Origin of the sequence: Streptomyces sp. R44, from assembly GCF_041053105.1 — a bacterium.
Classification (GTDB): Bacteria; Actinomycetota; Actinomycetes; order Streptomycetales; family Streptomycetaceae; genus Streptomyces.
The window spans coordinates 334,937-360,215 of record NZ_CP163444.1 but is presented as its reverse complement, the minus strand read 5'-3'; the positions used below and the strand labels follow the sequence as shown (position 1 = coordinate 360,215).

Below are 25,279 nucleotides of genomic sequence, written 5' to 3'. Positions count from 1 at the left end.
GCACCGCGGACAGCAGCCCGCGGACCGCAGCCCGCGGACCCGCAGCCGGCGGCCCGCAGACCGCGAATCCGTAGGCCGTAGGCCATGCATCAACACCGCACACCGCCGGCCGTAGACCACGGCCCCGAGCGGCCTCGGCCCGGCAGCGCGCCGCCCTGGCCCGCTCACGCCCTCAGCTCCGAACCATGTCCGAAATTTCGAACGCGAAGGACAGCTTGTGACCGACACCTCCGCCCCGACCGCCCGCCGGCCCGCCGAGCAGGCGCTCGCCGCGCTCGGCCTGGGCGCGCCCGCCCCTGACCCCGCCGACGCCTCGCCGCATTCCTTCCCCGGCGGGGGCCGCTGGCGCACCGAGATCCCGTCCTGCGAGGGGCCCGAGGCGCTTGCCGTGGTCCTGGAGGAGGCCGACCGGCTCGACGTGCCGGTGCACCGGATCAGCCAGGGCAGCGGCGTGTGGATGCTGACCGACGCGGAGATCACCGAGATGGTCGCCGTCACCGACGAACGCGCCATCGAGCTCTGCCTGTTCACCGGCCCGCGCGGCACCTGGGACATCGGTGGCTCCGTGCGCACCGACTCGCGGGGGGCCGGACTGCGGGCGCGCGGCCACGACGCCGTCGCCGGGTGCGTCGAAGACGCCGTACGCGCCACGGAGTTGGGCGTGAAGTGCCTGCTCGTCGCCGACGAGGGCGTGCTGTGGACGCTGCACCGGGCCCGGAGCCTGGGTGTCATCCCGGCCGATACCACGCTCAAGGTCTCCGCGCTGATCGGTCCGGTCAACCCCGCCTCGTACGCGGTGTACGAGCGGCTCGGCGCCGACTCGATCAACGTGCCGAGCGATCTGACGCTCGATCACCTCACCGGTATCCGGCGGGTGTCCGCCGCCCCCATGGACATGTACATCGAGGCCCCCGACGACCTCGGCGGCTATGTGCGGATGTACGAGGTCGCCGAGCTGATCAGGCGCGGCGCACCGATCTATCTGAAGTTCGGCCTCTCGAAGGCGCCCGGGATCTATCCGTACGGCACCCATCTGCGGACCCTCGCCCTCGACACCGCCCGGGAGCGGGTGCGGCGCGGCCGCCTCGCTCTCGACCTGCTCGCCCGGCACGGCGCGGACGGCGCGATGGCGCCGCTCGGCTCCCGGCTGCCGGGGCTCCTGAATCGCTTCGATCTCAACGACGAGAAGAACGAGGACTGATGACCATGCCCAACCGCAGAGCCGCCGTGACCGGCGCCCTGGCCCTGACCGCCTCCCTCGTGCTCGCCGCCTGCGGGCAGAGCGCCGAGGGCGGAGGCAAGGACACCTCGGCCGGTGCCGAGGGTGCCACCATCGGCATCGCGATGCCGACCCAGTCCTCCGAGCGGTGGATCGCCGACGGCAAGAACGTCGTCAAGAACCTGGAGGCGAAGGGGTACAAGACCAAGCTGGTCTTCGGCGAGGACGACCCGGACCAGCAGGTCGCCCAGATCGAGAACCTGATCACGCAGGGCGTGAAGGCCCTCGTCATCGCCGCCATCGACAACAAGTCCCTGAACAACGTCCTCCAGCAGGCCGCCGACGCGCACATCCCGGTCATCGCCTACGACCGGCTGATCCTCGGCTCGAAGAACGTCGACTACTACGCCTCCTTCGACAACGAGAAGGTCGGACAGCTCCAGGCCTCGTACATCGTCGAGAAGCTCGGCCTCAAGGACGGCTCGAAGAAGGGCCCCTTCCGCATCGAGCTGTTCGCCGGCTCCAACGACGACAACAACACCAAGTACTTCTTCGGCGGCGCGATGAGCGTGCTGAACCCCTACATCGAGAAGAAGCAACTCGTGGTCGGCTCGGGCCAGACGGCCCTCAACCAGGTCACCACCCTGCGCTGGGACGGTGGCACCGCGCAGAAGCGCATGGACGACATCCTCACGTCCGCGTACAAGACCGAGCGGGTCGACGCGGTGCTCTCGCCGTACGACGGCATCTCCATCGGCATCCTCTCCGCTCTCAAGTCCGACGACTACGGATCGAAGGCCAAGCCGCTGCCGGTGGTCACCGGCCAGGACGCCGAGCTCGCCTCGGTGAAGTCGATCGCCGCGGGCGAGCAGACCCAGACCGTCTTCAAGGACCTCCGGGAGCTCGCGAAGGTCGCCGCGAACATGGTGGACGCGGTGCTGCACGACAAGAAGCCCGAGGTCAACGACGACAAGACGTACGACAACGGCAGCAAGGTCGTGCCCGCCTACCTGCTCCAGCCGGTGAGCGTCGACAAGAGCAACTACGAGCAGGTGCTGGTCGGCGGTGGCTACTACACCGCCGCGGACCTGAAGTAGCCGGGAGGAGGCGACCATGAACGGACCCGTCCTGGAGATGCGTTCGATCGGCAAGGCCTTCCCCGGAGTCCGGGCGCTGTCGGACGTCGTGCTGACGGTCCGCCGGGGCGAGGTCCACGCCCTCTGCGGCGAGAACGGCGCCGGCAAGTCGACCCTGATGAAGGTCCTCTCCGGCGTTCACCCGCACGGCAGTTACGAGGGGGAGATCCTCTTCGAGGGTGCCGCCTGCCGCTTCCGCGACATCCGGGCGAGCGAGCGGCACGGCATCGTGATCATCCACCAGGAACTGGCGCTCGTGCCGTACCTGTCCATCGCCGAGAACATCTTCCTCGGCAACGAACGGGCGACGCGCGGGATCGTCAGCTGGAACGAGACGCTGAAGGAGGCGGCCCGGCTGATGCGCAGGGTCGGCCTCGACGAGCACCCGGGGACCCGCGTCGCGGACATCGGCGTCGGCAAGCAGCAGCTCGTGGAGATCGCGAAGGCGCTCGCGAAGGAGGTGAAGCTGCTCGTCCTGGACGAGCCGACCGCCGCGCTCAACGACGAGGACAGCAATCAACTCCTCGACCTGATCCTGGATCTGAAGGACCAGGGCGTCACCTCGATCATCATCTCGCACAAGCTGGGCGAGATCCGGCGGGTGGCCGACTCGGTGACGATCCTGCGCGACGGCCGGACCGTCGAGACCCTGGACGTCGCCGACCCGGCCACCGACGAGGACCGGATCATCAGCGGCATGATCGGCCGGGACCTCGACCACCGGTTCCCCGACCGCACCCCGTACACCGGGGAGTCCGGCCCGCACCCGGCCCTGGAGATCCGCGACTGGACCGTCCGCCACCCGATCGACCAGCAGCGCAAGGTCGTCGACGGCGTCACCCTGTCCGCCCGGCGCGGCGAGATCGTCGGGATCGCCGGCCTCATGGGCGCCGGACGCACCGAGCTCGCGATGAGCGTCTTCGGGCGCTCGTACGGCCGGTACGCGGGCGGCACGGTCCTCAAGGACGGGCGCGAGATCCGTACCCGTACCGTCCCGGAGGCGGTCGCGCACGGCATCGCGTACGTCACCGAGGACCGCAAGCACTACGGGCTCAACCTCCTGGACACCATCGGCCGGAACATCTCCCTGAGCGCCCTCGCCAAGGTCGCCCGGCGGGGTGTCGTCGACGCCCACGAGGAACGGCGGGTCGCCGAGGAGTTCCGCACCTCCATGAACATCAAGGCACCGACGGTGTTCGAGCCGGTGGGCCGGCTGTCCGGCGGCAACCAGCAGAAGGTCGTCCTCAGCAAGTGGATCTTCGCCGGTCCGGACGTGCTGATCCTCGACGAGCCGACCCGGGGCATCGACGTCGGCGCCAAGTACGAGATCTACACGGTGATCGACCGGCTGGCCGCCGAGGGCAAGGCGGTGGTCATCATCTCCTCCGAACTGCCCGAACTGCTGGGCATGTGCGACCGGATCTACACCATGGCCGCGGGACGGCTCACCGGCGAGGTGCCCCGCTCGGAGGCGACGCAGGACGTGCTCATGCGCCACATGACCGAGGAAGCCACGGACGTGCTCACGCGCCACATGACCGAGGAAGACACGAGGGAGAACGACGATGAGCGCTGACGTCACGACCGCGAAGCCGGTGACCCGGCCGGCCGCGAGCACCGCCCGGCCACTGCTCGACGGCATGCGCCGCAACATGCGCCAGTACGGCATGCTGATCGCCCTCGGCGTCATCGTGGCGCTGTTCGCGGTGTGGACCGGCGGCGACCTGCTGCTGCCGCGCAACGTGTCCAACCTGGTGCTGCAGAACAGCTACATCCTGATCCTCGCGATCGGCATGATGATCGTCATCGTGGCCGGGCACATCGACCTGTCGGTCGGCTCGATCACCGCGTTCGTGGGCGGCGTGGCGGCCGTGCTGATGGTCCAGCACGATCTGCCATGGCCGGTCGCGGCCCTCCTCTGCCTGGCCATCGGCGCCGTCGCGGGCGCAGCTCAGGGGCTGCTCATCGCGTACGCCGGGATGCCGTCGTTCATCGTCACCCTCGCCGGGATGCTGGTCTTCCGGGGCCTGACCGAGGTCTTCCTCAAGGGCCAGACCCTCGGCCCGTTCCCCGAGAGCCTGCAGAAGCTGGCCAACGGCTTCCTCCCCGAGGTCGGGCCCAGCACGAACTACCACAACCTGACCCTGGTGCTCGGCCTCGTGCTGATCGCCGTGGTGATCCGCCAGGAGGTACGCGACCGGCGCCGGCAGAGCGAGTACGCGCTGGAGGTGCTGCCGGCCGGCCTCTTCGCGGTGAAACTCGGCGCGCTGACCGCCTCGATCCTGGTCTTCACGATGCTGCTCGCCAGCTACAAGGGCGCGCCGGTGGTGCTGCTGATCCTGGCCGTGCTCCTGGTCGGCTTCGGCTACCTGATGCGCAACGCGGTCATCGGCCGCCATGTGTACGCCATCGGCGGCAACCTGCCGGCGGCGAAGCTGTCCGGCGTCCGGGACCGGAAGGTCACCTTCCTGGTCTTCCTCAACATGGGCATGCTGGCGGCGCTCGCCGGTCTGGTCTTCGCGGCCCGCTTCAACGCGGCCTCCCCGAAGGCCGGGCTCAACTTCGAACTGGAGGCCATCGCCGCCTCGTTCATCGGAGGCGCTTCGATGAGCGGCGGCGTCGGCACGGTCCTCGGAGCCATCATCGGTGGACTGGTGCTCGGCGTGCTGAACAACGGCATGAACCTCGTCGGCATCGGCACCGACTGGCAGCAGGTCATCAAGGGTCTGGTGCTGCTCGCCGCGGTCGGCTTCGACGTGTGGAACAAGCGCCGGGTCGGCGCTTGACCCCTTGCCCTTCGGGCCCGAAGCGACTGCCGAGCGGGATCGGAATTCCGGTCCCGCTCGGCTTTTCGGTCCTAGGACGGACCACGGCCCGCCCCGAGGCCGTGGTCTCAGGCGTGCTCGAGGGCGGTGACCTGCACGGAGAAGACCTCCTTGCCGGTCTGGGTCCCGGTGACCTCCGTGCGGACGACTCCGCTCCTGCTCCGGCGTAGCGGAGTCGCCTCGACCCAACAGGGCGAGTCCAGCTCGACGTAACGGAGGAACCGGGCGTCGAACTCCGTGGGGACGGTCTGGGCGGCGCCGGACAGGGCCTGTGCGGCCTGGGCGGCGGCTTCGAGGAATACAAGACCCGGTATGTGGTCGTGCGCGTGGTCGAAGAAGGAGCGGTTGTCGGTGTTCACGCGCAGCTGCCAGCGATGCGACTCTCCGATCGGGCTCAGCACGGCGTCTTCCAGCGAGGTCTGCCGGCCCCGGGTGGCGTCGTCGAGGGCGGGCCCGAGGGGGAGGGCGCGCGCCGTGCTGGCCTGCGCGTCCGCGTATGCCCCGCGCAGTCTGTCGTAGATCGCGGGAGGGTGGGCGGTGTAGCGGACACGGGCGATGCCGAGGGGTTCTCCGTCGCGTGTCGCCGTGATCTGCGTGGCGAGGCGGACGGATCCGAGACGGTGACGGGTCACCTCGGTGTGGGAGACCGTCACGTGCACGACGGCCGGGGTCGATCGGGTCCGCATGGCCGCCGGGACGACGGAACTGTCGTAGGACTCCCAGCCCAGGCGGTAGTCGAGGGGTATGTCGTGGGCGACGTGCGACAACAGGGCGAGGGACTGGCGGATCGTCTCGGAGAGGAGGAGGGGGTGGTAGTGCCCTTTGTGGGCGGTGTAGAAGGGGTGGTGCGCAGGCCAGTTGGCGACGACGGTGTGGGAGACGCCGTCGTCGTGGCTGCGCCATCCCGACAGGAACGCCTGACCGGGCGCGGTCTTGCGGGTCAGAGTCTTGGGGGCGTGCTGGATGCCTTCGAGAGGCGTGATTAAGCCAGTTGTGATGTTCATCGGTAGTTCCCCCTGGAACGATGCGAGTTGGGTGCAGGCGGCTACTGCAGACAACGGTGCAAGTGAACTCTGCGCAGTAACATAGAGATGACTATGTTTATTGTCGAGGGACTGGGGAGGCAGGTGCATGGCTCAACAAGAGCGGAGTGCTCGGACACGAGCGGCCATCCTGAGGGCGGGCGCCGAGGTCTTTGCCGAGTTCGGGTTCGCCGGGGCGAGCGTCAGCAAGATCACGAGACGGGCGAACCTGACGCTGGGGGCGCTCTACTTCCACTTCGAATCCAAGGAGGAGCTCGCCCGTGAGATCGTCCGGAGCCAGCCGGAGCTGGTGACCAGGTCCACGGCAGCCGGCCTGCAGGGTGCCGTGGACATCACCGTGGCGTGGGCGACGCAGTTGAGGGAGGACCCTTTACTGCTGGCGGGTGCCCGATTGGTGATGGATCAGGAGTACTTCGTCTGCGACGAGGAGGGCAACTCCTACCGGCAGTGGGCGGACGTGCTCCAGCCGTTCCTGCGCGAGGCCAGCGAGAACGGCGAGCTGCGGCCCGACGTGGAGGTGCGGGCACTGGCGCAGCTCGTGGTCAACGCCTGCACCGGGGCGCAGATGAACGCCCAGCTCGACAGCGGTCGAAAGGACCTGCCGGACCGCATCCGGCAGATGTGGGTCCTTCTGCTGCCGCTCGTCGCCGCCGAGGAGTGCGCGGCCAGGGTCATCGAGACCGTGCGCTTCGACGAGGACGGTTCCCCTCCGGATGGCGTGAATCGAACCTGATCGCCCCATAGGGGCTGCCGTGCCCGCTGTGCATGGCGTTGAATCTGGCTATGTCACACATAACGGGAGCGTTACAGGGCCGCACAGTCATGATCACTGGAGCGTCGAGCGGCATCGGGGCCGCTGCTGCGAAGCTCTTCGCCAGGGAGGGCGCGGCCGTCGTGCTGGTGGCCCGGCGCAAGGACACCCTGCGCGAACTGGCCGAGGCGATCCTCGGAGACGGGGGGAGGGCGCTGGCCGTGCCGGGCGACGTACGGATCCCCGAAGAGGTGGGGGAGGCCGTCGCCCGGACGGTCGAGGAGTTCGGCGCACTGGACGCCGCCTTCAACAACGCCGGGGCGGGGGCGTTCGGCCCCGTCCTGCACGAACTGGACGAGGACGCCTACGACACGGTCATGGACGTCAACGTGCGGGGCGTCTGGAACTGCATGCGCCAGCAGATCCCCGTCATGCTGCGCCAGGAGCACGGTGGCGCGATCGTCAACACGTCCAGCGTCGCCGGGCATTCGGCGACGGGCGCCACGGCCCCGTACATCGCGGCCAAGCACGCGGTTCTCGGTCTCACCCGAGCCGCGGCGGCGGAGTACGGGGCCGCTGGAATCCGGGTGAACGCGCTGACGGTGGGAGCCACCCGCACCCCTCAGCTGGAGCCGTACCTGGACGGCACCCCCGAGACGGTCGAGAGGCTGACCGGACGCGCGGTGCAGAAGCGACTGGCGGACCCGGAGGAGATCGCGCAGGCCGCGCTGTGGCTGTGCAGCGGCCGGGCGTCGTTCGTCACCGGCGGAGCGGTGGCGGTGGACGGCGGGTGGAGCGCGGTGTGAACGATGCCGGGCAGCGGTTCGCGCCGCGCCGGCGAACCCCGGTGACCTCCGCGACGTCGGAGAACCCCCGGTGACCTCCGCGACGCCGGCGAACCCCGATGACCTCCGTCGCCGGAGAACCCCGGTGACCTGCGCGACACCGGAGCGCCCGTCAGGTGGGCGCCAGAGGTAGTGAGAGCGAACCCCCCGTCCCGTGGCACAGGAGGACTTGTGCCACGGGACCTGTCGCGCAGGGCCGCGCGGCGTCAGACCGGAAGCCGCGCCGGTCGTCGGGGGGCCCTGATCAGACGGGCGGAGGGAACGACGCCGGGAAGGCCGGCCGGATCGACTTCCGACAGTTCCTGGAAGGCGCAGGCCGCGGACACCAGCGTCACATGCCGATGCCAGCCGGGATAGGACCTGCCTTCGAAGTCCTGGAGTCCGAAGCTGCCCTCCAGACGGCGCATCGTGCGGGGGATGGTGGCCGGCAGGGACGCCAGCTCCAGAAGCTCCTCCATCGACAGGTGGACGAGGGTCGTGAGCCACAGTGCGGTGGGCTGCTCGCCCTCGCGGGGGACCTCGGCGAACAGCCGGTAGAAGCGCTGCGGCTGCGGGCCGCGGGGCAGGCGCACCAGTCCGGTGACCACACGGGTCAGGCCCGAGGGGCGAAGGTGGCTCGCCCCCAGGACCGAGCGGAGCAGTTCACCTTCTGTCTCCAGGAAACGACGCGCGCTGATCGGCGAAGCGGAAACGTCGGCGGCCGGACCGGAGGGACGGACCGCCGCGGGAGGCTGGACGGCCAGGCTGTCGGGGACGGCGACGACGAAGTCGGTGGCGCGCTGCCGCAGTCCCAGGAGGAGCCGGTCGGACTCCTTGTACTCGCGGAGATCCGCCACGAGCGGCAGCGCCGGGCACGCGTCGGCGGCCAGCGTGTCGGCCAGGTCGAGCACCTGCGCCCAGGCCGGCAGGGGGTGGACGGCCTCGGGGATGCGCGTGCGGTGGCGCAGCTTCTCCTCACTCCATTCGCTCGGCAGGTGCAGACGCCAGTCCACGGGAATCTGACCGCGGCTCGTGGCCAGGAACTGCCCGATGCCGACTTGGCAGTTGATGGTGCGGCCCAGGGCCGGCACGAACCTGCGGTGCACCCCGCACGACTGGTCACCCCGCTTGGGCACCACGGCGACGCCGATGGTCCAGGCCTTCGGCCGCGTCCGCTGTTCGACCCAGCGCCTCAGCTCGCCCCGGACCGGCTGCCAGTCCCACGGGCTGGCGTTGATGAAGCGGTGCAGCGACTGCGAGGCGGTGGGGGAGTCGGTGATGGCGGCAGCCAGGCTGCGCATGGACTTCCTGCCCGAGACCGCCAGAAGTCCCAGCAGATACGCGGCGGCCCAGCGGCGCTGGTCCGCCCGCGGTAAGTGAGTGAAGAGCTGATCGGCGAAACCGGCGACTCGATGCCCGTCTTCCTGGATGGGCAGTCGGTCGGCACCGTACGCGAAGTTGATCATGAGGGGCTCCGGGGTGCGGCTCAGAGGTCGACGACAAAAGAATAATAGGGGCTGCTATTTTTTTGTCGGAGCGAACCAGCCAACCCACCCTTGAAGTCCGCGCCTTGGGGGCCGGAAGCCTGACTCTGCGTGAACCGGCCAACCGTGATCGACGGGCTTGTCGACGCTGACCTGCGGCGTCACACTTGCCGCCACGACCGCTGGACAACGAGGTCGGCCCCTCGGCGGCGCCCGCAGAAAGGGGGCCGCAGGTAGGTTCCGCTCCCGTGGAGGGCCGTCCGGCGCTCCGCCTTCGGACCGATCCGGGGACGGACAGGGCGGTGCACTCGGCCTTCGCGGCGCCTGTCGTACGCGTGGTGCGCGCATCTGCCGTCCTCGCTGCCGGCGCCGGAAGGGGCCGTCCTGTTGACCACCGACCAGCGGACCGGAGACATGCATGACGAGGCAGTTACGGGCGGTACGCACCCGGCAGGCCCTGGTGAACGCCGCAGCGACCGAGTTCGACCGGAGCGGCTACGCCGGCGCCGCGCTGAACCGCGTCTGCCGGGCCGCCGGGATAACGATCGGCGCCCTGACGTTCCACTTCTCGACCAAGGACGAACTGGCTGCCGCCGTGCAGGCGAAGGGCCAGACCGTCACCCGGGCGGCCCTCGACGCCCTGCCGTCGGGCCCGGCCCCCGCGCTGCACCGGGCCATCGACGTGACGCTCGAACTGGCGCGGCTGCTCGAGGAGGAGCCGGCCGTGCGCTCCGCGGCACGGCTCAGCCGCGAGCGGCCGGACGGAGACCTCGCCTGGACGACGTCCTGGGTCACCGCCGTGCAGGACCTCTTCAGCCAGGCCTATCGGGACGGACAGCTGCACGCCGCGGTCCGTCCGGAGGATCTGGCGATGCTGTCGCGGTTTCTGATTCTCGGCGCCGAGTACCGGGCGCGCGCCGCGAGTGAGCAGGGCGACGAGGAGCCGCGCGAACCGGGCGCGGTGGAAGAGATCAGGCAGATGTGGGACATCATCCAGCGAGGCATCTGTGGTCCGTCGAGCCTCGCGCCTTCGTGACGTGGGCCGTTCTGCCGGCCGCTCAGGGTAGGAGCCGTAGCCGTATCGGGAGGTACGCCTCGATGAACTTCCCCTGAGCGTCGGCGAGTTTCCCGTCCGCCCTGACCGACGTCCAACCGAGTTTCCCTCTCTGGGGAAAGCGCTCTCCCGTCGGTTCCCGGTCTTTGCGGGAGGTGCGACATTCGCATCTTTGCCCGAATCGGGTCGCGATTTTCGCAAGTCGGCATTGCCGCTGCCCGCTTCGGCGCGGATCGTGGATGCCGCAACCGACACTCGTACCAAGGGCGGACCAGTGAGGGAGGCGGAGCCGGCGTGTGTGATCAGTGCGCGGGTGCCGTCGACTTTCACGGGTCCTCAGGATTGTTCCATCTGCGACCGAAAGTGTCCGCGCGGCGATCCGGAGCGGCGGCGCTTCCCCCCTAGTGACCGGAAGAACCCCCGGACGCAAGGCCGTCAGCGGGCCTGCTCCGCTCCATCGGGCGTGGGTCCGGGGTTCTTCCGACAGTGACTCCCCCTTGCATTGCCGCATTCCCCGTCCCGCGGCAACTCTATCGATTCGACCAGCTCGGACTTCCGGCTGCCCATTTCCGGGGCGGTCAATACGGCAATGCCTTGAAAGGGCTTCTGTGGAGGGTTCCATGGCGACAGTTGAGCGTGTGGACGCAGTGGTGATCGGCGGCGGAATAGCCGGATCCGCCCTGGCGGCGGCGCTGGCGGGCGACGGATACGACGTCCTGCTCCTGGAACGGCAGACCGTCTACCGGGACAAGGTGCGCGGCGAGGTGATCAACTGCTGGGGCGTGGTCGAACTCCTCGCACTCGGCCTGGAGAAGCAGCTGCTCGCCGCGGGGGGCACCTACATCGACCGCTTCGTCGGATTCGACGAGATCACCGACCCGGAGGCCGCCTGGGCCAACGCCCTCCACCTGGACGAGATGCTGCCCGGCATCCGCGGCGTGCTCGACGTCGGTCACCCCGAGGCGTGCGAGGCGCTCGCCACCGCCGCCGCCGAGGCCGGGGCCACGGTCGTGCGGGGGATCGGCGACGTCACGGTGACGGGCGGGACCCACCCCGGCGTGCGCTACGAGTACGACGACGTCGAGTACGAGGTGTCCTGCCGACTCGTCGTCGGAGCGGACGGCCGCACCTCGACCGTACGGCGCCAGCTCGGCATCTCCCTGACCCAGACCCCGCCGAACTCGTTGGGCGGCGGCATGCTCGTGGAGGACCTCCACGACTGGCCCGCCCACGTCACCTCGATCGGCACCGAGAAGGACCTCCTCTACTTCGTCTTCCCCCGCGCGGGCGCCAAGGCCCGGCTGTACCTGCTGCACGACGTCGCCCAGAAGGGCCGCTTCTCCGGCCCGACTCGGCAGGCCGACTTCCTCAAGGCGTTCCAGCTCGACTGCATCCCCAACAGCGAGATGTTCGCCGCGGTCACCCCCTCGGAGTCCTGCGCCTTCTACCCGATGAACGACGCCTGGACGGACGGTCCCGCCGTCCCCGGCGCGGTGCTGATCGGCGACGCGGCCGGCTGGACCGATCCGGTGGTCGGCCAGGGCCTGTCCATCGCTCTACGGGACGCCCGCCTGGTCTGGGAGGCGCTGCGGTCCAGCACCACGTGGTCGCCGGGGATCCTCAAGCCGTACGTCGACGAGCGCGAGGAGCGGATGCGCCGCCTGCGCATCTCGGGATCCGTCCGGACCGCGATGAACATGACCTTCACCCCCGAAGGCGCCGCCCGTCGCAGGGCGTACGCCAAGGCGTGGCCCACCGACCCGGCGCTGGCCGGCTCCCGGCTCGCCACGTTCAAGGGGGCCTACGGCGTCTCTGCCGAATCGTTTCACCCCGACACCATCCAGCGACTGCTCTCCCTCCGCTAGCCCCGGCTGGCTCCGACGCACCCATCGAAGGGACTTCCACCATGCACGTGAAGACCGACGCCGACGACGCCCGGATCCGGAAGAACGGCTGCGACATCCGGGAGCTCTACCCCTGGGACGGCGTCGTCGTCCCGCCCTGGAACAGCACCCTGTGCTCCATCCGGCCGACCGAGTCCAGCACGCCCCACGGACACGCCACCGACGAGACCTTCATCTTCATCAGCGGTGAGGGCCACCTGCGCGTCGGCACCGAGGAGCGCCGGATCACCCCGGGCGACGTCATCTACATCCCGCACGGCACCGACCACAAGGTCACGAACACCAGCGAGTCCGACCCGCTGACCTTCGTCAGCATCTACTGGCTCCAGCCCACCGAGCACGGCAAGGACGCGTGATGACCGACTCCCCGGGCGCCGACGCCCCCGCCCCGCGCCGCGTCAACGTCACCTTCTCGCCCCCCACACCCAACGGCGACCTGCACCTGGGCCACCTCGCCGGCCCCGTCCTCAACAGCGACGTGTGCGCCCGGTCCCAGAAGGTCCTCGGGCACGACGTGGCCTTCGCCACCAGCACCGACGACAACCAGACCTATGTCGTCACCACCGCCGAACGGCTCGGGACCACGCCGGAGGCGCTCATCCAGCACGCCCTGGAGAGCGTGACGAAGTCGCTGGAACTGGCCGGCGTCGACGTCGACCTCTTCGAACGGCCGGACGAGGACTACACCACGTTCGTCCGCTCCTTCTTCACCCGGCTCTGGGAGCACGGCGCGTTCGACCTGCGCGAGGTCGAGCTGCCGTTCGACGCCGACACCGGTGAGTACAAGGCCGAGGCCTTCGTCACGGGGCGGTGCCCCACCTGCCTCGCCCACGCCAGGGCCGGCGTCTGCGAAGCCTGCGGCCTCTACAACCTGCCCGGCGCCCTGCTGCCCGTGAGCGACACGGCTTCCGCCCTGCCGCAGCGCCCCGTCTCGATCTGGGTCCTGGACCTCGAACGCCACCGGTCCATGATCACCAACTGGTACCGGACCTCCGAGGTGCGGCTGCGCCCGGACCTGGCCAAGGTCGTCGCCGACACGCTCGCCGGACGGCTCCCCTACATCCCCGTCACCTACCCCACGACCTGGGGCATCACGGTCGAGTGGGACGGTCCCGACATCCAGCCGCAGGCCATCAACGCCTGGCCGGAGATCTACGTCGGCCACCTGTACTGGCTGCAGCAGGCACGCCTGGACACCCAGGCCGACGAGCTCGTCCAGTTCATCGGCATCGACAACGGCTTCTACAACGCCTTCGTCTACGTGACCCTGGCGCTGCTCGCGGCACGCCACGGCATGCCGGTGCCCCTCCCGAGGACGCGCACGCTCACCAACCAGTACTACATGCTGGAGGGCCGCAAGTTCTCCACCAGCAAGGGCGACGTGCGCTGGGCGCGCGACTACCTGGAGTCCGTCGGCCGTGACCGGGCGCGGTTCGTCCTCGCCCTGACCAGCCCCGAACTGCAGCAGGCGGAGTTCAGCGAGCCCATCGCGGCCGACACCATCGCCGCACGCTACGACGCCCCCCTCACGGCGATCGTCGACCAGCTCGGCGCCCTGACCGGCCGCCACATCGACGCGACGCCCTCGCCGTGGTGGGACGCGGCCCTCCAGGCGTCCCGGCGACGCTTCGAGGACGCCTACCGGCTGGAGAACTTCAGCGTCCGCAAGGCCGCCGAGGCGGTCGCCCTCCACCTGGAGGTGCTGGCGCTGCGCTCCGCCCGGATCCAGGCCGACGACGCGAGCGAGGTCTCCGGCGCGCTGCGGTTCCTCTGGGCCCTGCGCACCCTGGCCTGGCCGATCACCCCCGACCTCGCCGAGAACATCTCCACCGCCTTCGCGGGCCCCACCACCGTCGGCAAGGCACCCCTGCTCGCCGACCTCTCCAGCACACCGGAGAACCCCTTCCGCGGCCTGGTCATCCCGGCCGCCCCGCACGCCCCGACCGCGTGACCCGCGGGGCGTCCCGCCCCGCACACCACTCCCGCACGGACGACACCTTCAGCTCCCAAGGAGATCCACCATGCTGCGCACCTTCATGAACGCGAAGATCCACCGCGCCACCGTCACCGACAGCAACCTGAACTACGTCGGGTCCATCACCATCTCGCCGGAGCTGCTCGACGCCGCCGACATCGGCGTCCACGAGCTGGTGCACGTCGTCAACGTCAACAACGGCGCGCGCTTCGAGACGTACACGATCCTCGGCGAGCCGGCCGCCAACCAGGTCATCGTCAACGGCGCCGCCGCCCGTCTCGTGGAGACCGGTGACAAGGTCATCATCATCAGCTACGCGCAGCTCACCCCGGACGAGGTCGCCGACCACAAGTCCCGCGTGGTCCACGTCGACGACACCAACGCGATCACCGAGACGGCGCTCCTCGGCGCGTGACCTCCGGACGCGTCCGTCCCGCAACGACGTTCCTGCATGCACGACGAGTCGAGGATGCGTGAACCGTGACAACCCATGAGATCCACCCGGTGCTGGGAGTGGGGTTCGGACCCGCGAACCTCTCCCTGGCGGTCGCGCTCGAAGAGCGCGGCCGCGCCGGCCTCGCCCACTTCATCGAACGGGCCCCCGAGTTCCAGTGGCAGCAAGAACAGCTCCTCCCGGGCGCGGACATCCAGAACAACCCCTTCCGCGACCTGGCCATGCAACGCAACCCGGACAGCCCGCACACCTTCGTCAAGTACCTCGCCGCGCGCGGTGACCTGACGGACTACCTCCACCTGAACGCCAAGTTCCCGCTGCGCAGGGAGTACTCGGGCTACCTCGCCTGGGTCGCCGAGGCCTTCCGCGACCAGGTGGACTACGGCCGGTCGGCCGTGAACCTCTCCCTCGTCGAGGGCGACGACGGCAGCGAGCTGTTCTGCGTCGACACCGACGACGGCGGCCGCTACCTCGGCCGCAGCGTCTCCGTGGGCACCGGGCGCTCGCCCCGGATCCCGTACGCGTTCCAGAAGGGCCTGGGGGAGAGCGTCTTCCACTCCACCCAGTACCTCTCGTCCATGGAGCGCTTCAAGGACAAGGCGATCCGGGTCGCCGTCGTCGGGGCCAGCCAGAGCGCGATCGAGATCATCCTCGACCTGCTGGGCCGCCCCAACGTGCGGCAGGTGACCGCGGTCCACCGCGGCATCGGGTTCCGGCTCAAGGACACCAGCCCCTACAGCAGGCAGGTGTTCCTCCCCGAGTTCGTGGACTACTTCCACCCGCTGCCCAGCGCCAAGAAACGCCGCCTGCGCGACGAACTGCGGTCCATCAACTACGCGGCCTGCGACCAGGACGTGATCGACCGCCTCGTCGGCGTGCAGCGCGAGTACGACCTGACGGGCTCCGAGCGGCTCGTGATGAAGCCCTTCCGGGAGGCCGTCATCAGCAGGCCGCACGGCCCGGGACACCGGATGGTCCTGCGCGACATCAACCACCTCACCGAGGAGACCCTCGACACCGACGTCGTCATCCTGGCGACCGGCTTCAGGGACTTCGGCGGCGAACCGGGCGACGAGCCGTACCACCCGCTCCTGGAAGGCATCGCCCACCGTCTGCCCCTCGACGAGGAAGGCACCCCCGTCGTCGCGCGGGACTACTCGATCGAGCTGAAGACGGAGGCGGGCACCCCGCGGCCCCTCAAGGTCTATCTCAACGGGCTCTGCGAGGCGAGCCACGGCATGGGCGACGCCGGCGCGCTGGCCATGCTCTCGGTACGGGCGACCGACATCGTCGACTCGATCCTGAGCGACGACCACGAGAAGCTGCTGGCCGCCGGGATCGCACCGTGACCCGGTCCGCCCTCACCGCCGACGTCGCCGTCGTCGGCGGCGGGATCATCGGGCTCGCCACGGCCGAAAGGCTGAGCGCCCAGGGTCTCGCCGTCGCCGTCATCGACACGGCAGGCATCGCCGGAGGCGCCACGGGCGCCTCCGGCGGGCTGGTCCGCGCCTTCGACCTGTCCGCGTCCCGGCGGCGTTCGGCCGCCGCCGGCCTCGACCTCTACCTGCGCCAGGGCCACCAGGGAACCTGGCCCGCGATACGCCGGCAGGGCAGCCTGAGCCTCGTGGCCCGCGGCGACCTCCCACAGGCCGCGGCGGCGGTCGCGGATCTCGGCACCGCAGGACACAAGGCGGAGATCCTCACCGCGCACGACCTCGCCACCCGCTTCCCGGCCCTCGACGTGCCCGACGACCTGGTCGCGGTCCACGAACCGAACGCCGGCTGGCTCCCCGTCGGACCGGTGGCCCACGCCATGGCACGCGACGCGGGCCCCCGGCTCCGGCTGATCCCGGCCCGCGCCACCCACCTGCTCACATCCGGCTCCCGCGCCACCGGGGTCCACACCACCGCCGGACCCGTGCACGCCCGGGCCGTCCTGCTGGCGGCGGGGACGGGCAGCACCTCCCTGGCCGCGAGCGTCGGCGTCCACCTGCCCCTGCGCACCCGGGCCGTCGGCTACTGCCTGTTCCGGGTCGGCGAACCGGCGGGTCTCACCACGCTCCCCACCGTGGTGGACGCCACCACGGGCGCCTGGCTGCGCCCCTGGGGATCGGACTCACTGGTCCTCGCGGGAGTCTCCTCGCAGGAGACCGACGTCCCCGAGACCGTCCGGCCGGGCGTGTCGGCGCAGGAGGAGGAGCGCGTCCGTGCGGTCGTCCGCCACCGCTACCCGCAGCTGGCCACGGCCCCGCTCACGGGCGGCGTCACCGCGTACGACGCGATGGCACCCACCGGGAACGGCGAGGTCACCGTGCGGACCGAACTGGACGGTCTCGTCACCGCGACCGGCTGGAACGGCGGCGGATTCAAACGGGCGCCGGCGATCGGCGAGCTCGCGGCCGCCCGCCTCCAGGAGGTGGCCGCCCGATGACGGCCACCGTCCGCCTCAACCCCACCGACGAGATGCTCCACCGCGCCGCCGACACCCTCGGCTCCAGCAGGATCGTGCAGGTGCTGTGGACCTTCCGGGATCCCGTACCCGTCGCCGCGCTGCAAGCTGCCTGGGACGGCCTCGACCGGGGGTGGCTCAGCCGCCGCGCCCGGAGCTCGCCCATCCCCGTGGCACGCAGCAGCTGGGTGCCCGCCAGGAACGAGGAAGCCCTCGGCACCACGTCGACGCCGCTGACCGACGCCACCCTGACCGACTGGATCGACACCCAGGTCAAGGCGCCGCTCCTGCCCGGAAGCTCCGCCCTGTGGCGGCTCGCCGCCGCCCCGTACGGTGAAGGCACACTCGTCTCGCTGACCGTGCCCCACTTCCGCTGCGACGGGCTCGGCATCTTCCGCGCCATCGGCTCGGGCGGTGACGACACGCACCGCCCGTCCGCCGGCCCCGGGCTGCTCGACGACCTGGCCGACCTGGCACGGCAGACGCTCCACGGCAGCCTGGCCGCCGCGCGCTGGCTCCCGGCGACGCTGGCGAACCCGGACCGGCTCGCCCGGATCAGGACCGCACTGCGGCCCCCGGCCCCGGCCCGCACCGAACCCCCGGCCGAACCGCGCTTCTTCACCTCGGCGATCTTCGAGACGGACGCCGCCCGGTGGGAGCACCAGGCGGACGCCTTCGGCGGGACCACCAACAGCCTCTTCGTCGAGATCGCCGCCAACCTCGTCCGGACGGCGGGGGCGGGCGACCCGGCCGAACCGTTCGACGTCGGCATCCCCGTGAGCCTGCGGCGGTCCGACCAGGACGCCCGGGCCAACGCCCTGGTCGTGATGCCGCTGACCGTGCCCGGCGGCCCCGCCCGGCACCAGAGCCTCCGGCAGACCCGACAGGCGACGAAGGAGCTGCTCCGCGCCACGGGCGAGCACAGCGGCACCCTCGTCCCGGAACCCCTGTGGCACCTCCTCCCGGAGCGCCACGCCCACCTGCTCAAGAACCCCGGGGCACAGCAGACCACCGTCGTCGCCTCCAACTTCGGCCGGACCCCCGAGGCGATCGCCCGGTTCACCGGGCAGGAGGCCGCAGGCATCGCCGTCCGCACCATGAACGTGCCGGGCGTCCTGCCGGACCGGGCACGCCTGCGCGCCTCGCTCTGCCTCCTCAGGACCGGCGACCGGCTGACCGTGACCGTGACCGGCATCCCCGACCGTTTCGGCGACGCCACGTCCCTGCGACGCCTCGTCCACGAGGAGCTGGAGTCCTGGGGACTCACCGTCCAGCGATGGTGGGGCGATCCCACGTCGCACCTTGTGAAGGAGTCCTGACGCGATGCCCACTGTTCCCGCGGCGGCGCTGCCGGACCGCTGGTTCCGCACCACGCCCGATTCCGCCCTGCTGCCGGGCCCGCGCCTGCTGGCCCGCTCCCTCATCGACGTCTCGGTCCTCGACGAGCGCATCCGCTCCTACGAACGGCTCACCGGAACCCCCGCGGATCTGAGGATGCCGATCCCCGACTTCGGCGGCCTTGAGCTCGCGGCGGTCGGGAACATGCTCCTGATCGCCAGCGCCCGGCCTTTCACCGACATCCAGCGCCGGACCGCCTACTCCGTCATCGTGCCCTCGCTCGACGGCGCGCTGAGCCGGCTGGACCAGGTCGGCGCCACCGTGCTGGAACCCCCCGAGCGGATTCTGCCGGGCGCCCGCGCCCGCGTCCGCTTCCCCGACGGTGCGATCGCCGAGCTCGTGGAGCACCGCCCGAACCCGGGCGAGCGGCCTCGTCCCCCGGAGCTCCGGGGATCAGGACACCCGGGGGTGCGGCTGCTCCTCCGCAAGGCGGTGAGCCGCAGCATGTTCGCCTCCCTCGTCCGCCTCTACGAGACGGCCCTCGGCCTCGACCGCGACACCCGCCTCCAGAAGGACGCCCCCGACGGCGTCGAGCTGGCCACCGTCGGGAACCTGCTCGTCGTCGGCACGGACGGCCCGGAGTTCACCCGCGCGTCGGACGTCCGGCTGGCCCTGGTGAGCTCCGCACCGCGGGACATCCCGGGTGCCCGGCCGCTGGGAGCCCCCGCCGGCCACCGGCTCGTCCAGCTGGAGGACGGCTCCGTGGCCGAAGTCTGGGAGAGCGCCCCCGGGTTCCACGACACGCCTTCGGCTCCCGCGCGGGGCACAGCCGGGACCGATGCCACATGACCGTCGACCACGAGGTCCGCCGGCTCGACCGGGTGGTCATCCGTTTCGCGGGTGACTCGGGTGACGGCATGCAGCTGACGGGTGATCGTTTCACCTCGGAGACGGCGTCCTTCGGGAACGACCTCTCCACGCTGCCGAACTTCCCGGCCGAGATCCGGGCGCCTGCCGGGACCCTGCCGGGTGTCTCGTCCTTCCAGCTCCACTTCGCCGACCACGACATCCTGACCCCGGGCGACGCCCCGAACGTGCTGGTCGCGATGAACCCGGCCGCCCTGAAGGCGAACATCGGGGACGTGCCGCGCGGCGGCGAGATCATCGTCAACACCGACGAGTTCGCCAAGCGCGCCATGGCCAAGGTCGGCTACGACTCCTCGCCCCTGGAGGACGGCTCGCTCGACGGCTACCGGGTCCACCCCGTGCCGCTGACGACGCTCACCCTGGAGGCGCTCAAGGAGTTCGGGCTCTCCCGCAAGGAGGCCGAGCGGAGCAAGAACATGTTCGCGCTCGGGCTGCTGTCCTGGATGTACCACCGCCCCACCGAGGGCACCGAGACCTTCCTGCGGCAGAAGTTCGCGAAGAAGCCGGAGATCGCCGAGGCCAACGTGGCCGCCTTCCGGGCCGGCTGGAACTTCGGCGAGACCACCGAGGACTTCGCCGTCTCCTACGAGGTCGCCCCCGCGACCCGGGCCTTCCCCACCGGCACGTACCGCAACATCTCCGGGAACCTGGCCCTGTCCTACGGCCTGATCGCGGCCGCCCGCCAGGCGGACCTGCCGCTCTACCTCGGCTCGTACCCGATCACCCCGGCCTCGGACATCCTGCACGAGCTCAGCAAGCACAAGAACTTCGGCGTGCGGACCTTCCAGGCCGAGGACGAGATCGCCGGCATCGGCGCCGCCCTGGGCGCGGCCTTCGGCGGCTCTCTCGCCGTCACGACCACCTCCGGTCCCGGTGTGGCGCTGAAGTCCGAGACCATCGGACTTGCCGTCTCCCTGGAGCTGCCGCTCCTCGTCGTGGACATCCAGCGCGGCGGCCCGTCCACCGGCCTGCCCACCAAGACCGAGCAGGCCGACCTGCTCCAGGCGATGTACGGCCGCAATGGCGAGGCCCCGGTCCCGGTCGTGGCCCCCAGGACGCCGGCGGACTGCTTCGACGCGGCCCTGGAGGCCGCCCGGATCGCGCTCACGTACCGCACGCCGGTGTTCCTGCTGTCCGACGGCTATCTGGCCAACGGCTCGGAGCCGTGGCGGATCCCGGAGACCGAGGACCTGCCCGACCTCACGACCCCGTTCGCCACCGGCCCGAACCACACCCTCGCCGACGGCACCGAGGTCTTCTGGCCGTACAAGCGCGATCCCGAGACCCTCGCCCGCCCGTGGGCGGTGCCCGGCACGCCCGGCCTGGAGCACCGCATCGGCGGCATCGAGAAGCAGGACGGCACCGGCAACATCTCGTACGACCCCGCGAACCACGAGTTCATGGTCCGCACCCGCCAGGCCAAGATCGACGGCATCGAGGTCCCGGACATCGAGGTCGACGACCCGGACGGCGCGAGCACCCTGGTCCTGGGCTGGGGCTCCACCTACGGGCCGATCACCGCGGCCGTCCGCCGCATCCGCCGCGAGAACGGCCCCATCGCCCAGGCCCACCTCCGCCACCTCAACCCCTTCCCCAAGAACCTCGGGGAAGTCCTCCGGCGCTACGACAAGGTCGTCGTCCCCGAGATGAACCTCGGGCAGTTGGCCCTGTTGCTCCGCGCCCGGTTCCTGGTGGACGTCCAGCCCTTCACCCAGGTCAACGGCATGCCGTTCAAGGCCGAGCAGCTCGCCGGCGTCCTCGAGGAGGCCCTCCGTGGCAACTGATCTCCGTCTGCTTCCGAAGGACTTCAAGTCGGACCAGGAGGTCCGCTGGTGTCCGGGCTGCGGTGACTACGCGGTCCTCGCCGCCGTGCAGGGCTTCATGCCCGAGCTCGGACTGGCGAAGGAGAACATCGTCTTCGTCTCCGGCATCGGCTGCTCCTCCCGCTTCCCGTACTACATGAACACCTACGGGATGCACTCCATCCACGGCCGCGCCCCGGCCATCGCGACCGGTCTCGCCACCTCGCGGCGCGACCTGTCCGTCTGGGTGGTCACGGGCGACGGCGACGCGCTGTCCATCGGCGGCAACCACCTCATCCACGCCCTGCGCCGCAACGTCAACCTGAAGATCCTGCTCTTCAACAACAGGATCTACGGCCTCACCAAGGGCCAGTACAGCCCCACCTCCGAGCTCGGCAAGATCACCAAGTCGACCCCGATGGGCTCCCTCGACGCCCCCTTCAACCCGGTCTCCCTCGCACTCGGCGCCGAGGCGAGCTTCGTGGCCCGCACGGTCGACTCCGACCGCAAGCACCTCACCGAGGTGCTCCGCCAGGCCTCCGAGCACAACGGCACCGCTCTCGTCGAGATCTACCAGAACTGCAACATCTTCAACGACGGCGCCTTCGAGGTCCTCAAGGACAAGGACCAGGCCAAGGAGGCGGTCATCCGCCTCGAACACGGGCAGCCGATCCGCTTCGGCGCCGACAACGAGAAGGGCGTCGTCCGCGACCCGGCCACCGGCGACCTCCAGGTCGTCACCGTCACCCCCGACAACGAGGCCCGGATCCTCGTCCACGACGCCCACGCGGCCACCCCCACCACCGCCTTCGCCCTCTCCCGCCTGGCGGACCCCGACACCCTCCACCAGACCCCCATCGGCGTCTTACGCTCCATCGAACGCGCCGTCTACGACACCCTCATGGCCGACCAGCTCGACGCCGCGGTGGAGCGGTACGGGAAGAGCGACCTCGCCGCGCTGCTCGCGGGCAACGACACCTGGTCCGTCGTCGGCTGACACCCCGACGGACCACCGACACCGGAGGAACCCCTCATGGCATACGTCATCGCTCAACCCTGCGTGGACATCAAGGACAAGGCCTGCCTCGACGAGTGCCCGGTCGACTGCATCTACGAGGGCCCGCGCAAGATGTACATCCAGCCGGACGAGTGCGTCGACTGCGGGGCGTGCGAGCCGGTCTGCCCGGTCGAAGCGGTCTTCTACGAGGACGACCTCCCGGAGGCCCTCAGCGACTACCGCATCGCGGACCGTGAGGTGTTCGACGGCCTGGGCCTGCCCGGCGGTTCGCGCGACCACGCCCCGCTCGCGGCGGATCACGCGGTGGTCGACGCCGTGCCCGTGCCGTCCCAGACCTGAGCCGTCCCGCGCCGGATCCGGCTCCCGCGGTCCCTTGCGCCCTTTCCGTCCCACGAGCCTTTCACGGATCGAGTTCTCCCCATGGCCAAGCCCATCGTCCTCATAGCCGAAGAGCTCTCGCCCTCCACGGTCACCGCGCTCGGTCCGGACTTCGACATCCGGCACTGCGACGGGACCGACCGGCCGGCCCTGCTGTCCGCCGTCGCCCACGCGGACGCCCTCCTGGTGCGCAGCGCCACCCGTGTGGACGCCCAGGTGATCGACGCCGCCCGCCGTCTCAAGGTCGTCGCGCGGGCCGGCGTCGGCCTGGACAACGTCGATGTCCCCGCGGCCACGAAGGCCGGCGTCCTGGTCGTCAACGCCCCCCTCTCCAACGTCGTCAGCGCCGCCGAACTCACCTGCGGGCTCCTGCTGTCCACGGCACGCACCATCCCGCAGGCCGACTTCTCGCTCAGGAGCGGGGAGTGGGACCGGCAGAAGTACACCGGCGTCGAACTGGCCGACAAGACCCTGGGAGTCATCGGTCTCGGCCGCATCGGCACCCTGGTGGCCCAGCGGATGTCCGCGTTCGGCCTGCGGATCGTCGCCCACGATCCGTACGCCACGGAGGAGCGCGCCCTGCGCGCGGGCGCTCGCCTCGTTCCGCTCGACACGCTCCTGCGGGAGTCCGACTTCATCACCGTGCACCTGCCGAAGACACCGGAGACGGTGGGCTTCGTCGGCGAGCGGGAGCTGGGTCTCGTCAAGCGGTCCGTACGGATCGTCAACGCGGCACGCGGCGGCATCGTGGACGAGGAGGCGCTGGCCGCCGCGTTGAAGGACGGACGCGTCGCGGGGGCCGGGCTCGACGTCTTCGCGGTGGAGCCGTGCACGGCCTCCCCGCTGTTCGGCCTCGGCAACGTGGTGGTCACCCCGCACCTCGGCGCCTCCACCCACGAGGCCCAGGAGAAGGCCGGGACCTCCGTCGCCCACTCGGTGCGCCGGGCCCTCGCGGGGGAGCTCGTGCCCGACGCGGTGAACGCCCCGGGAGGTCCCGTCGCGGAGGAGGTCCATCCCTACCTGGCGCTCGCCGACGACCTCGGTCACGTCTTCACCGAGCTCGCGGGCCGCCGTGCCGCCACACACCTGGAGATCGAGGTCCGCGGTGAGGTGACCCGCCGGGACGTCACGGTCCTCGAGGCCGCCGCGCTCCGAGGGATCCTCGCCCCACTCGTCCCCACGAAGCCCTCGCTGGTGAACGCGTCGGAACTCGCTCGTGAGCTCGGCGTCTCCGTGCGCTTCTCGACCAGCTCCGAGAGCCCGGACCACCGCAACGCCGTCGCCATCCGCGGTGTCCTGCCGGACGGCAGGTCCCTGGTCGTCGCCGGCGCCCTGTCCGCCCGGAAGGGCACCCACAAGCTGGTCGAGATCGGCGAATGCGACATCGACCTGGACCTCACGGACCGCATGCTCTTCCTCTGGTACTCCGACGAACCCGGGGCCATCGGAAAGGCCGGACAGATCCTGGGCGGTGCCGGCGTGAACATCGCCGACATGGAGGTCGCCCGGTCCGGCGGCCGGGCGATGGCGGCCATGTCCGTCGACATCGACGTCCCCGAGACCGTGGTGGGCAGCCTCGTGTCGGCCCTCGACGAGGCGTCCGCCGGATTCGTCCGCCTCATGCCGTAGCGCGGACGTCCGGGGAACCAACCCGGGGATCTTGGTCGTTGCCCCGGCATGAACTCCACACGGGAAACCCCCGACGTCCTGCGTTACACCGCTTTCTCCGACGATCCCGAGGGAGGGAATCCCGCCGGAATCGTTCTCGACGCCACCGGCCTCAGCGGCGAGGAGATGCTGGCGATCGCCGCCGAAGTCGGCTACAGCGAGAGCGCGTTCCTGACGGCGCCGTCCGAGGGAGCGGGCTCCGGCGCGTCGGACGACGGGCGCGCGTACACCATCCGCTACTTCAGCCCAAAGGCGGAAGTGCCCTTCTGCGGTCACGCCACCGTCGCGACGGCCGTGGCCCTCGGCGAGCGCATCGGCCCCGGCGACCTTGTGTTCACCACGCAGGCCGGGACCGTGCCGGTCACCGTGACGCGTGAGGGCGGGACGCTGCGGGCCACACTCACGAGCGTCGAGCCGCACATCGAGGAGATCGCGGCCGATGACCTGGCAGAGGCACTCGCCGCGCTCGACTGGCCGGCCGGCGACCTCGATCCCGACCTGCCTCCCCGCATCGCGTTCGCGGGCGCCCGCCATCTCGTCATCGCCGCCGCGAGCCGAGAGCGCCTGTCCCGCCTGGCGTACGACTTCGCCCGCCTGGAGGCCCTCATGCACCGGCTGGACCTGACGACGCTGCAGTTGGTCTGGCGCGCCTCCGCGGAGGTCTTCCACGTCCGGGCGCCGTTCCCGGTGGGCGGTGTGGTCGAGGACCCGGCGACCGGGGCGGCGGCCGCCGCCTTCGGTGCGTACGCCCGTGAGCTCGGACTCGTGCCCGAGGCGACGGTCCTCACCCTCCACCAGGGGGAGGACATGGGACGCCCCGGTGTCCTGACGGTGGAACTGCGGGCGGGCGACCCGCGGATCAGGGTCGCCGGCGCAGGGACCCGCATCCCGGCCTGACGGTCTCCACAAGATCCCGTTCATCTCCTGGCGCCGGTCCCCGGGCAGGCCTGCCCGTCCGGCCCGGCGCCAGCAGCGGAGCGATCAACGCCCACGACTCATCCGCCCGTTCATGTCGTCGCACCACGAACGC

The 25,279-nt window shown here is 70.6% G+C and carries 22 protein-coding genes and 1 pseudogene; 20 read left to right on the top strand and 3 right to left on the bottom strand.

The genetic code is table 11. The features are described from left to right. Positions 1 to 217: 217 nt before the first annotated feature. From AB5J54_RS01780 to mmsB, 4 genes are read left to right on the top strand one after another with little or no spacing between them, the layout of a single operon-like run. The gene (locus AB5J54_RS01780) at positions 218 to 1,201 is read left to right on the top strand and encodes a hypothetical protein (protein ID WP_369142071.1); all 984 of its coding nucleotides are present in this window, start codon (positions 218 to 220) and stop codon (positions 1,199 to 1,201) included. 5 nt (positions 1,202 to 1,206) lie between these two features. Then, complete coding sequence (gene chvE / locus AB5J54_RS01775) at positions 1,207 to 2,316, top strand: multiple monosaccharide ABC transporter substrate-binding protein (RefSeq protein WP_369142070.1); 1,110 nt, start codon at positions 1,207 to 1,209, stop codon at positions 2,314 to 2,316. Positions 2,317 to 2,332: 16 nt separating this feature from the next. Next, positions 2,333 to 3,931, top strand: coding sequence for a multiple monosaccharide ABC transporter ATP-binding protein (mmsA, locus tag AB5J54_RS01770; protein ID WP_369142069.1), 1,599 nt, complete (start codon positions 2,333 to 2,335; stop codon positions 3,929 to 3,931). Next, on the top strand, positions 3,921 to 5,141 hold the full coding sequence (gene mmsB / locus AB5J54_RS01765; protein ID WP_369142068.1) for a multiple monosaccharide ABC transporter permease: 1,221 nt from the start codon (positions 3,921 to 3,923) through the stop codon (positions 5,139 to 5,141). Before mmsA ends, mmsB begins: the two co-directional genes overlap by 11 nt. A gap of 107 nt (positions 5,142 to 5,248) precedes the next feature. Here mmsB and AB5J54_RS01760 read toward each other — a convergent pair whose 3' ends face one another. Then, positions 5,249 to 6,184: a ScbA/BarX family gamma-butyrolactone biosynthesis protein gene (locus AB5J54_RS01760; protein WP_369142067.1), complete on the bottom strand. Its 936-nt coding sequence runs from the start codon at positions 6,182 to 6,184 to the stop codon at positions 5,249 to 5,251. Positions 6,185 to 6,311: 127 nt separating this feature from the next. Between AB5J54_RS01760 and AB5J54_RS01755 the strand changes: the two genes are divergently transcribed. Continuing rightward, complete coding sequence (locus tag AB5J54_RS01755) at positions 6,312 to 6,956, top strand: ScbR family autoregulator-binding transcription factor (RefSeq protein ID WP_369142066.1); 645 nt, start codon at positions 6,312 to 6,314, stop codon at positions 6,954 to 6,956. A gap of 50 nt (positions 6,957 to 7,006) precedes the next feature. Continuing rightward, positions 7,007 to 7,780 carry an SDR family NAD(P)-dependent oxidoreductase gene (locus AB5J54_RS01750; protein WP_369142065.1) on the top strand — a complete coding sequence of 258 codons (774 nt, stop codon included), beginning with the start codon at positions 7,007 to 7,009 and terminating at the stop codon, positions 7,778 to 7,780. Between the two features lie 245 nt (positions 7,781 to 8,025). Here AB5J54_RS01750 and AB5J54_RS01745 read toward each other — a convergent pair whose 3' ends face one another. Beyond that, on the bottom strand, positions 8,026 to 9,264 hold the full coding sequence (locus tag AB5J54_RS01745; RefSeq protein WP_369142064.1) for an IS701 family transposase: 1,239 nt from the start codon (positions 9,262 to 9,264) through the stop codon (positions 8,026 to 8,028). Between the two features lie 436 nt (positions 9,265 to 9,700). On the opposite strand from AB5J54_RS01745, the gene AB5J54_RS01740 reads away from it, so the two are divergent. From AB5J54_RS01740 to AB5J54_RS01675, 14 genes are all read left to right on the top strand, one after another. Beyond that, a complete protein-coding gene (locus AB5J54_RS01740; protein ID WP_369142062.1) occupies positions 9,701 to 10,318 on the top strand; it encodes a TetR family transcriptional regulator in 618 nt (205 codons plus the stop codon). Between the two features lie 638 nt (positions 10,319 to 10,956). Next, positions 10,957 to 12,201, top strand: a complete 1,245-nt coding sequence (locus AB5J54_RS01735; protein WP_369142061.1) for an FAD-dependent oxidoreductase — start codon at positions 10,957 to 10,959, stop codon at positions 12,199 to 12,201. 41 nt (positions 12,202 to 12,242) lie between these two features. Beyond that, positions 12,243 to 12,596 (top strand): cupin domain-containing protein, encoded by a 354-nt coding sequence (locus AB5J54_RS01730; protein WP_369142060.1) that lies wholly within the window; start codon positions 12,243 to 12,245, stop codon positions 12,594 to 12,596. Further along, positions 12,596 to 14,191 (top strand): class I tRNA ligase family protein, encoded by a 1,596-nt coding sequence (locus AB5J54_RS01725; RefSeq protein WP_369142059.1) that lies wholly within the window; start codon positions 12,596 to 12,598, stop codon positions 14,189 to 14,191. Before AB5J54_RS01730 ends, AB5J54_RS01725 begins: the two co-directional genes overlap by 1 nt. Before the next feature lie 70 nt (positions 14,192 to 14,261). Further along, positions 14,262 to 14,630 carry an aspartate 1-decarboxylase gene (gene panD / locus AB5J54_RS01720; RefSeq protein ID WP_030496153.1) on the top strand — a complete coding sequence of 123 codons (369 nt, stop codon included), beginning with the start codon at positions 14,262 to 14,264 and terminating at the stop codon, positions 14,628 to 14,630. Positions 14,631 to 14,695: 65 nt separating this feature from the next. Further along, the gene (locus AB5J54_RS01715; protein ID WP_369142058.1) at positions 14,696 to 16,018 is read left to right on the top strand and encodes a SidA/IucD/PvdA family monooxygenase; all 1,323 of its coding nucleotides are present in this window, start codon (positions 14,696 to 14,698) and stop codon (positions 16,016 to 16,018) included. Continuing rightward, entirely contained in the window at positions 16,015 to 17,100 is a 1,086-nt protein-coding gene (locus AB5J54_RS01710) for an NAD(P)/FAD-dependent oxidoreductase (RefSeq protein ID WP_369142057.1), read from the top strand. Before AB5J54_RS01715 ends, AB5J54_RS01710 begins: the two co-directional genes overlap by 4 nt. After that, on the top strand, positions 17,097 to 18,437 hold the full coding sequence (locus tag AB5J54_RS01705) for a hypothetical protein (protein ID WP_369142056.1): 1,341 nt from the start codon (positions 17,097 to 17,099) through the stop codon (positions 18,435 to 18,437). Before AB5J54_RS01710 ends, AB5J54_RS01705 begins: the two co-directional genes overlap by 4 nt. A 4-nt stretch (positions 18,438 to 18,441) precedes the next feature. After that, positions 18,442 to 19,305 (top strand): VOC family protein, encoded by an 864-nt coding sequence (locus AB5J54_RS01700; protein WP_369142055.1) that lies wholly within the window; start codon positions 18,442 to 18,444, stop codon positions 19,303 to 19,305. After that, complete coding sequence (locus AB5J54_RS01695; protein ID WP_369142054.1) at positions 19,302 to 21,167, top strand: 2-oxoacid:acceptor oxidoreductase subunit alpha; 1,866 nt, start codon at positions 19,302 to 19,304, stop codon at positions 21,165 to 21,167. Before AB5J54_RS01700 ends, AB5J54_RS01695 begins: the two co-directional genes overlap by 4 nt. Further along, positions 21,157 to 22,182 carry a 2-oxoacid:ferredoxin oxidoreductase subunit beta gene (locus AB5J54_RS01690; protein WP_369142053.1) on the top strand — a complete coding sequence of 342 codons (1,026 nt, stop codon included), beginning with the start codon at positions 21,157 to 21,159 and terminating at the stop codon, positions 22,180 to 22,182. The genes AB5J54_RS01695 and AB5J54_RS01690 overlap by 11 nt, the downstream gene beginning before the upstream one ends. 36 nt (positions 22,183 to 22,218) lie before the next feature. After that, the gene (gene fdxA / locus AB5J54_RS01685) at positions 22,219 to 22,542 is read left to right on the top strand and encodes a ferredoxin (RefSeq protein WP_369142052.1); all 324 of its coding nucleotides are present in this window, start codon (positions 22,219 to 22,221) and stop codon (positions 22,540 to 22,542) included. Between the two features lie 81 nt (positions 22,543 to 22,623). After that, complete coding sequence (serA, locus tag AB5J54_RS01680; RefSeq protein ID WP_369142051.1) at positions 22,624 to 24,210, top strand: phosphoglycerate dehydrogenase; 1,587 nt, start codon at positions 22,624 to 22,626, stop codon at positions 24,208 to 24,210. Between the two features lie 48 nt (positions 24,211 to 24,258). Further along, complete coding sequence (locus AB5J54_RS01675; RefSeq protein WP_369142050.1) at positions 24,259 to 25,146, top strand: PhzF family phenazine biosynthesis protein; 888 nt, start codon at positions 24,259 to 24,261, stop codon at positions 25,144 to 25,146. On the opposite strand, the pseudogene AB5J54_RS01670 reads toward AB5J54_RS01675, so the two are convergent. After that, positions 25,144 to 25,273 (bottom strand): annotated as a pseudogene (locus AB5J54_RS01670) (IS5/IS1182 family transposase); the annotation flags it as partial. The gene AB5J54_RS01675 and the pseudogene AB5J54_RS01670 sit on opposite strands and share 3 nt — an antisense overlap. Between the last annotated feature and the right edge of the window lie 6 nt (positions 25,274 to 25,279).

What these genes read in the sequence shown, in the direction of transcription:
- chvE (WP_369142070.1), top strand. Translation starts at nt 1,207, where the DNA reads ATGCCCAACCGCAGAGCCGCCGTGACCGGCGCCCTGGCCCTGACCGCC.
- mmsA (WP_369142069.1), top strand. Translation starts at nt 2,333, where the DNA reads ATGAACGGACCCGTCCTGGAGATGCGTTCGATCGGCAAGGCCTTCCCC.
- mmsB (WP_369142068.1), top strand. Translation starts at nt 3,921, where the DNA reads ATGAGCGCTGACGTCACGACCGCGAAGCCGGTGACCCGGCCGGCCGCG.
- AB5J54_RS01760 (WP_369142067.1), bottom strand. Translation starts at nt 6,184, where the DNA reads ATGAACATCACAACTGGCTTAATCACGCCTCTCGAAGGCATCCAGCAC.
- AB5J54_RS01755 (WP_369142066.1), top strand. Translation starts at nt 6,312, where the DNA reads ATGGCTCAACAAGAGCGGAGTGCTCGGACACGAGCGGCCATCCTGAGG.
- AB5J54_RS01750 (WP_369142065.1), top strand. Translation starts at nt 7,007, where the DNA reads ATGTCACACATAACGGGAGCGTTACAGGGCCGCACAGTCATGATCACT.
- AB5J54_RS01745 (WP_369142064.1), bottom strand. Translation starts at nt 9,264, where the DNA reads ATGATCAACTTCGCGTACGGTGCCGACCGACTGCCCATCCAGGAAGAC.
- AB5J54_RS01740 (WP_369142062.1), top strand. Translation starts at nt 9,701, where the DNA reads ATGACGAGGCAGTTACGGGCGGTACGCACCCGGCAGGCCCTGGTGAAC.
- AB5J54_RS01735 (WP_369142061.1), top strand. Translation starts at nt 10,957, where the DNA reads ATGGCGACAGTTGAGCGTGTGGACGCAGTGGTGATCGGCGGCGGAATA.
- AB5J54_RS01730 (WP_369142060.1), top strand. Translation starts at nt 12,243, where the DNA reads ATGCACGTGAAGACCGACGCCGACGACGCCCGGATCCGGAAGAACGGC.
- AB5J54_RS01725 (WP_369142059.1), top strand. Translation starts at nt 12,596, where the DNA reads ATGACCGACTCCCCGGGCGCCGACGCCCCCGCCCCGCGCCGCGTCAAC.
- panD (WP_030496153.1), top strand. Translation starts at nt 14,262, where the DNA reads ATGCTGCGCACCTTCATGAACGCGAAGATCCACCGCGCCACCGTCACC.
- AB5J54_RS01705 (WP_369142056.1), top strand. Translation starts at nt 17,097, where the DNA reads ATGACGGCCACCGTCCGCCTCAACCCCACCGACGAGATGCTCCACCGC.
- AB5J54_RS01700 (WP_369142055.1), top strand. Translation starts at nt 18,442, where the DNA reads ATGCCCACTGTTCCCGCGGCGGCGCTGCCGGACCGCTGGTTCCGCACC.
- AB5J54_RS01695 (WP_369142054.1), top strand. Translation starts at nt 19,302, where the DNA reads ATGACCGTCGACCACGAGGTCCGCCGGCTCGACCGGGTGGTCATCCGT.
- fdxA (WP_369142052.1), top strand. Translation starts at nt 22,219, where the DNA reads ATGGCATACGTCATCGCTCAACCCTGCGTGGACATCAAGGACAAGGCC.
- serA (WP_369142051.1), top strand. Translation starts at nt 22,624, where the DNA reads ATGGCCAAGCCCATCGTCCTCATAGCCGAAGAGCTCTCGCCCTCCACG.
- AB5J54_RS01675 (WP_369142050.1), top strand. Translation starts at nt 24,259, where the DNA reads ATGAACTCCACACGGGAAACCCCCGACGTCCTGCGTTACACCGCTTTC.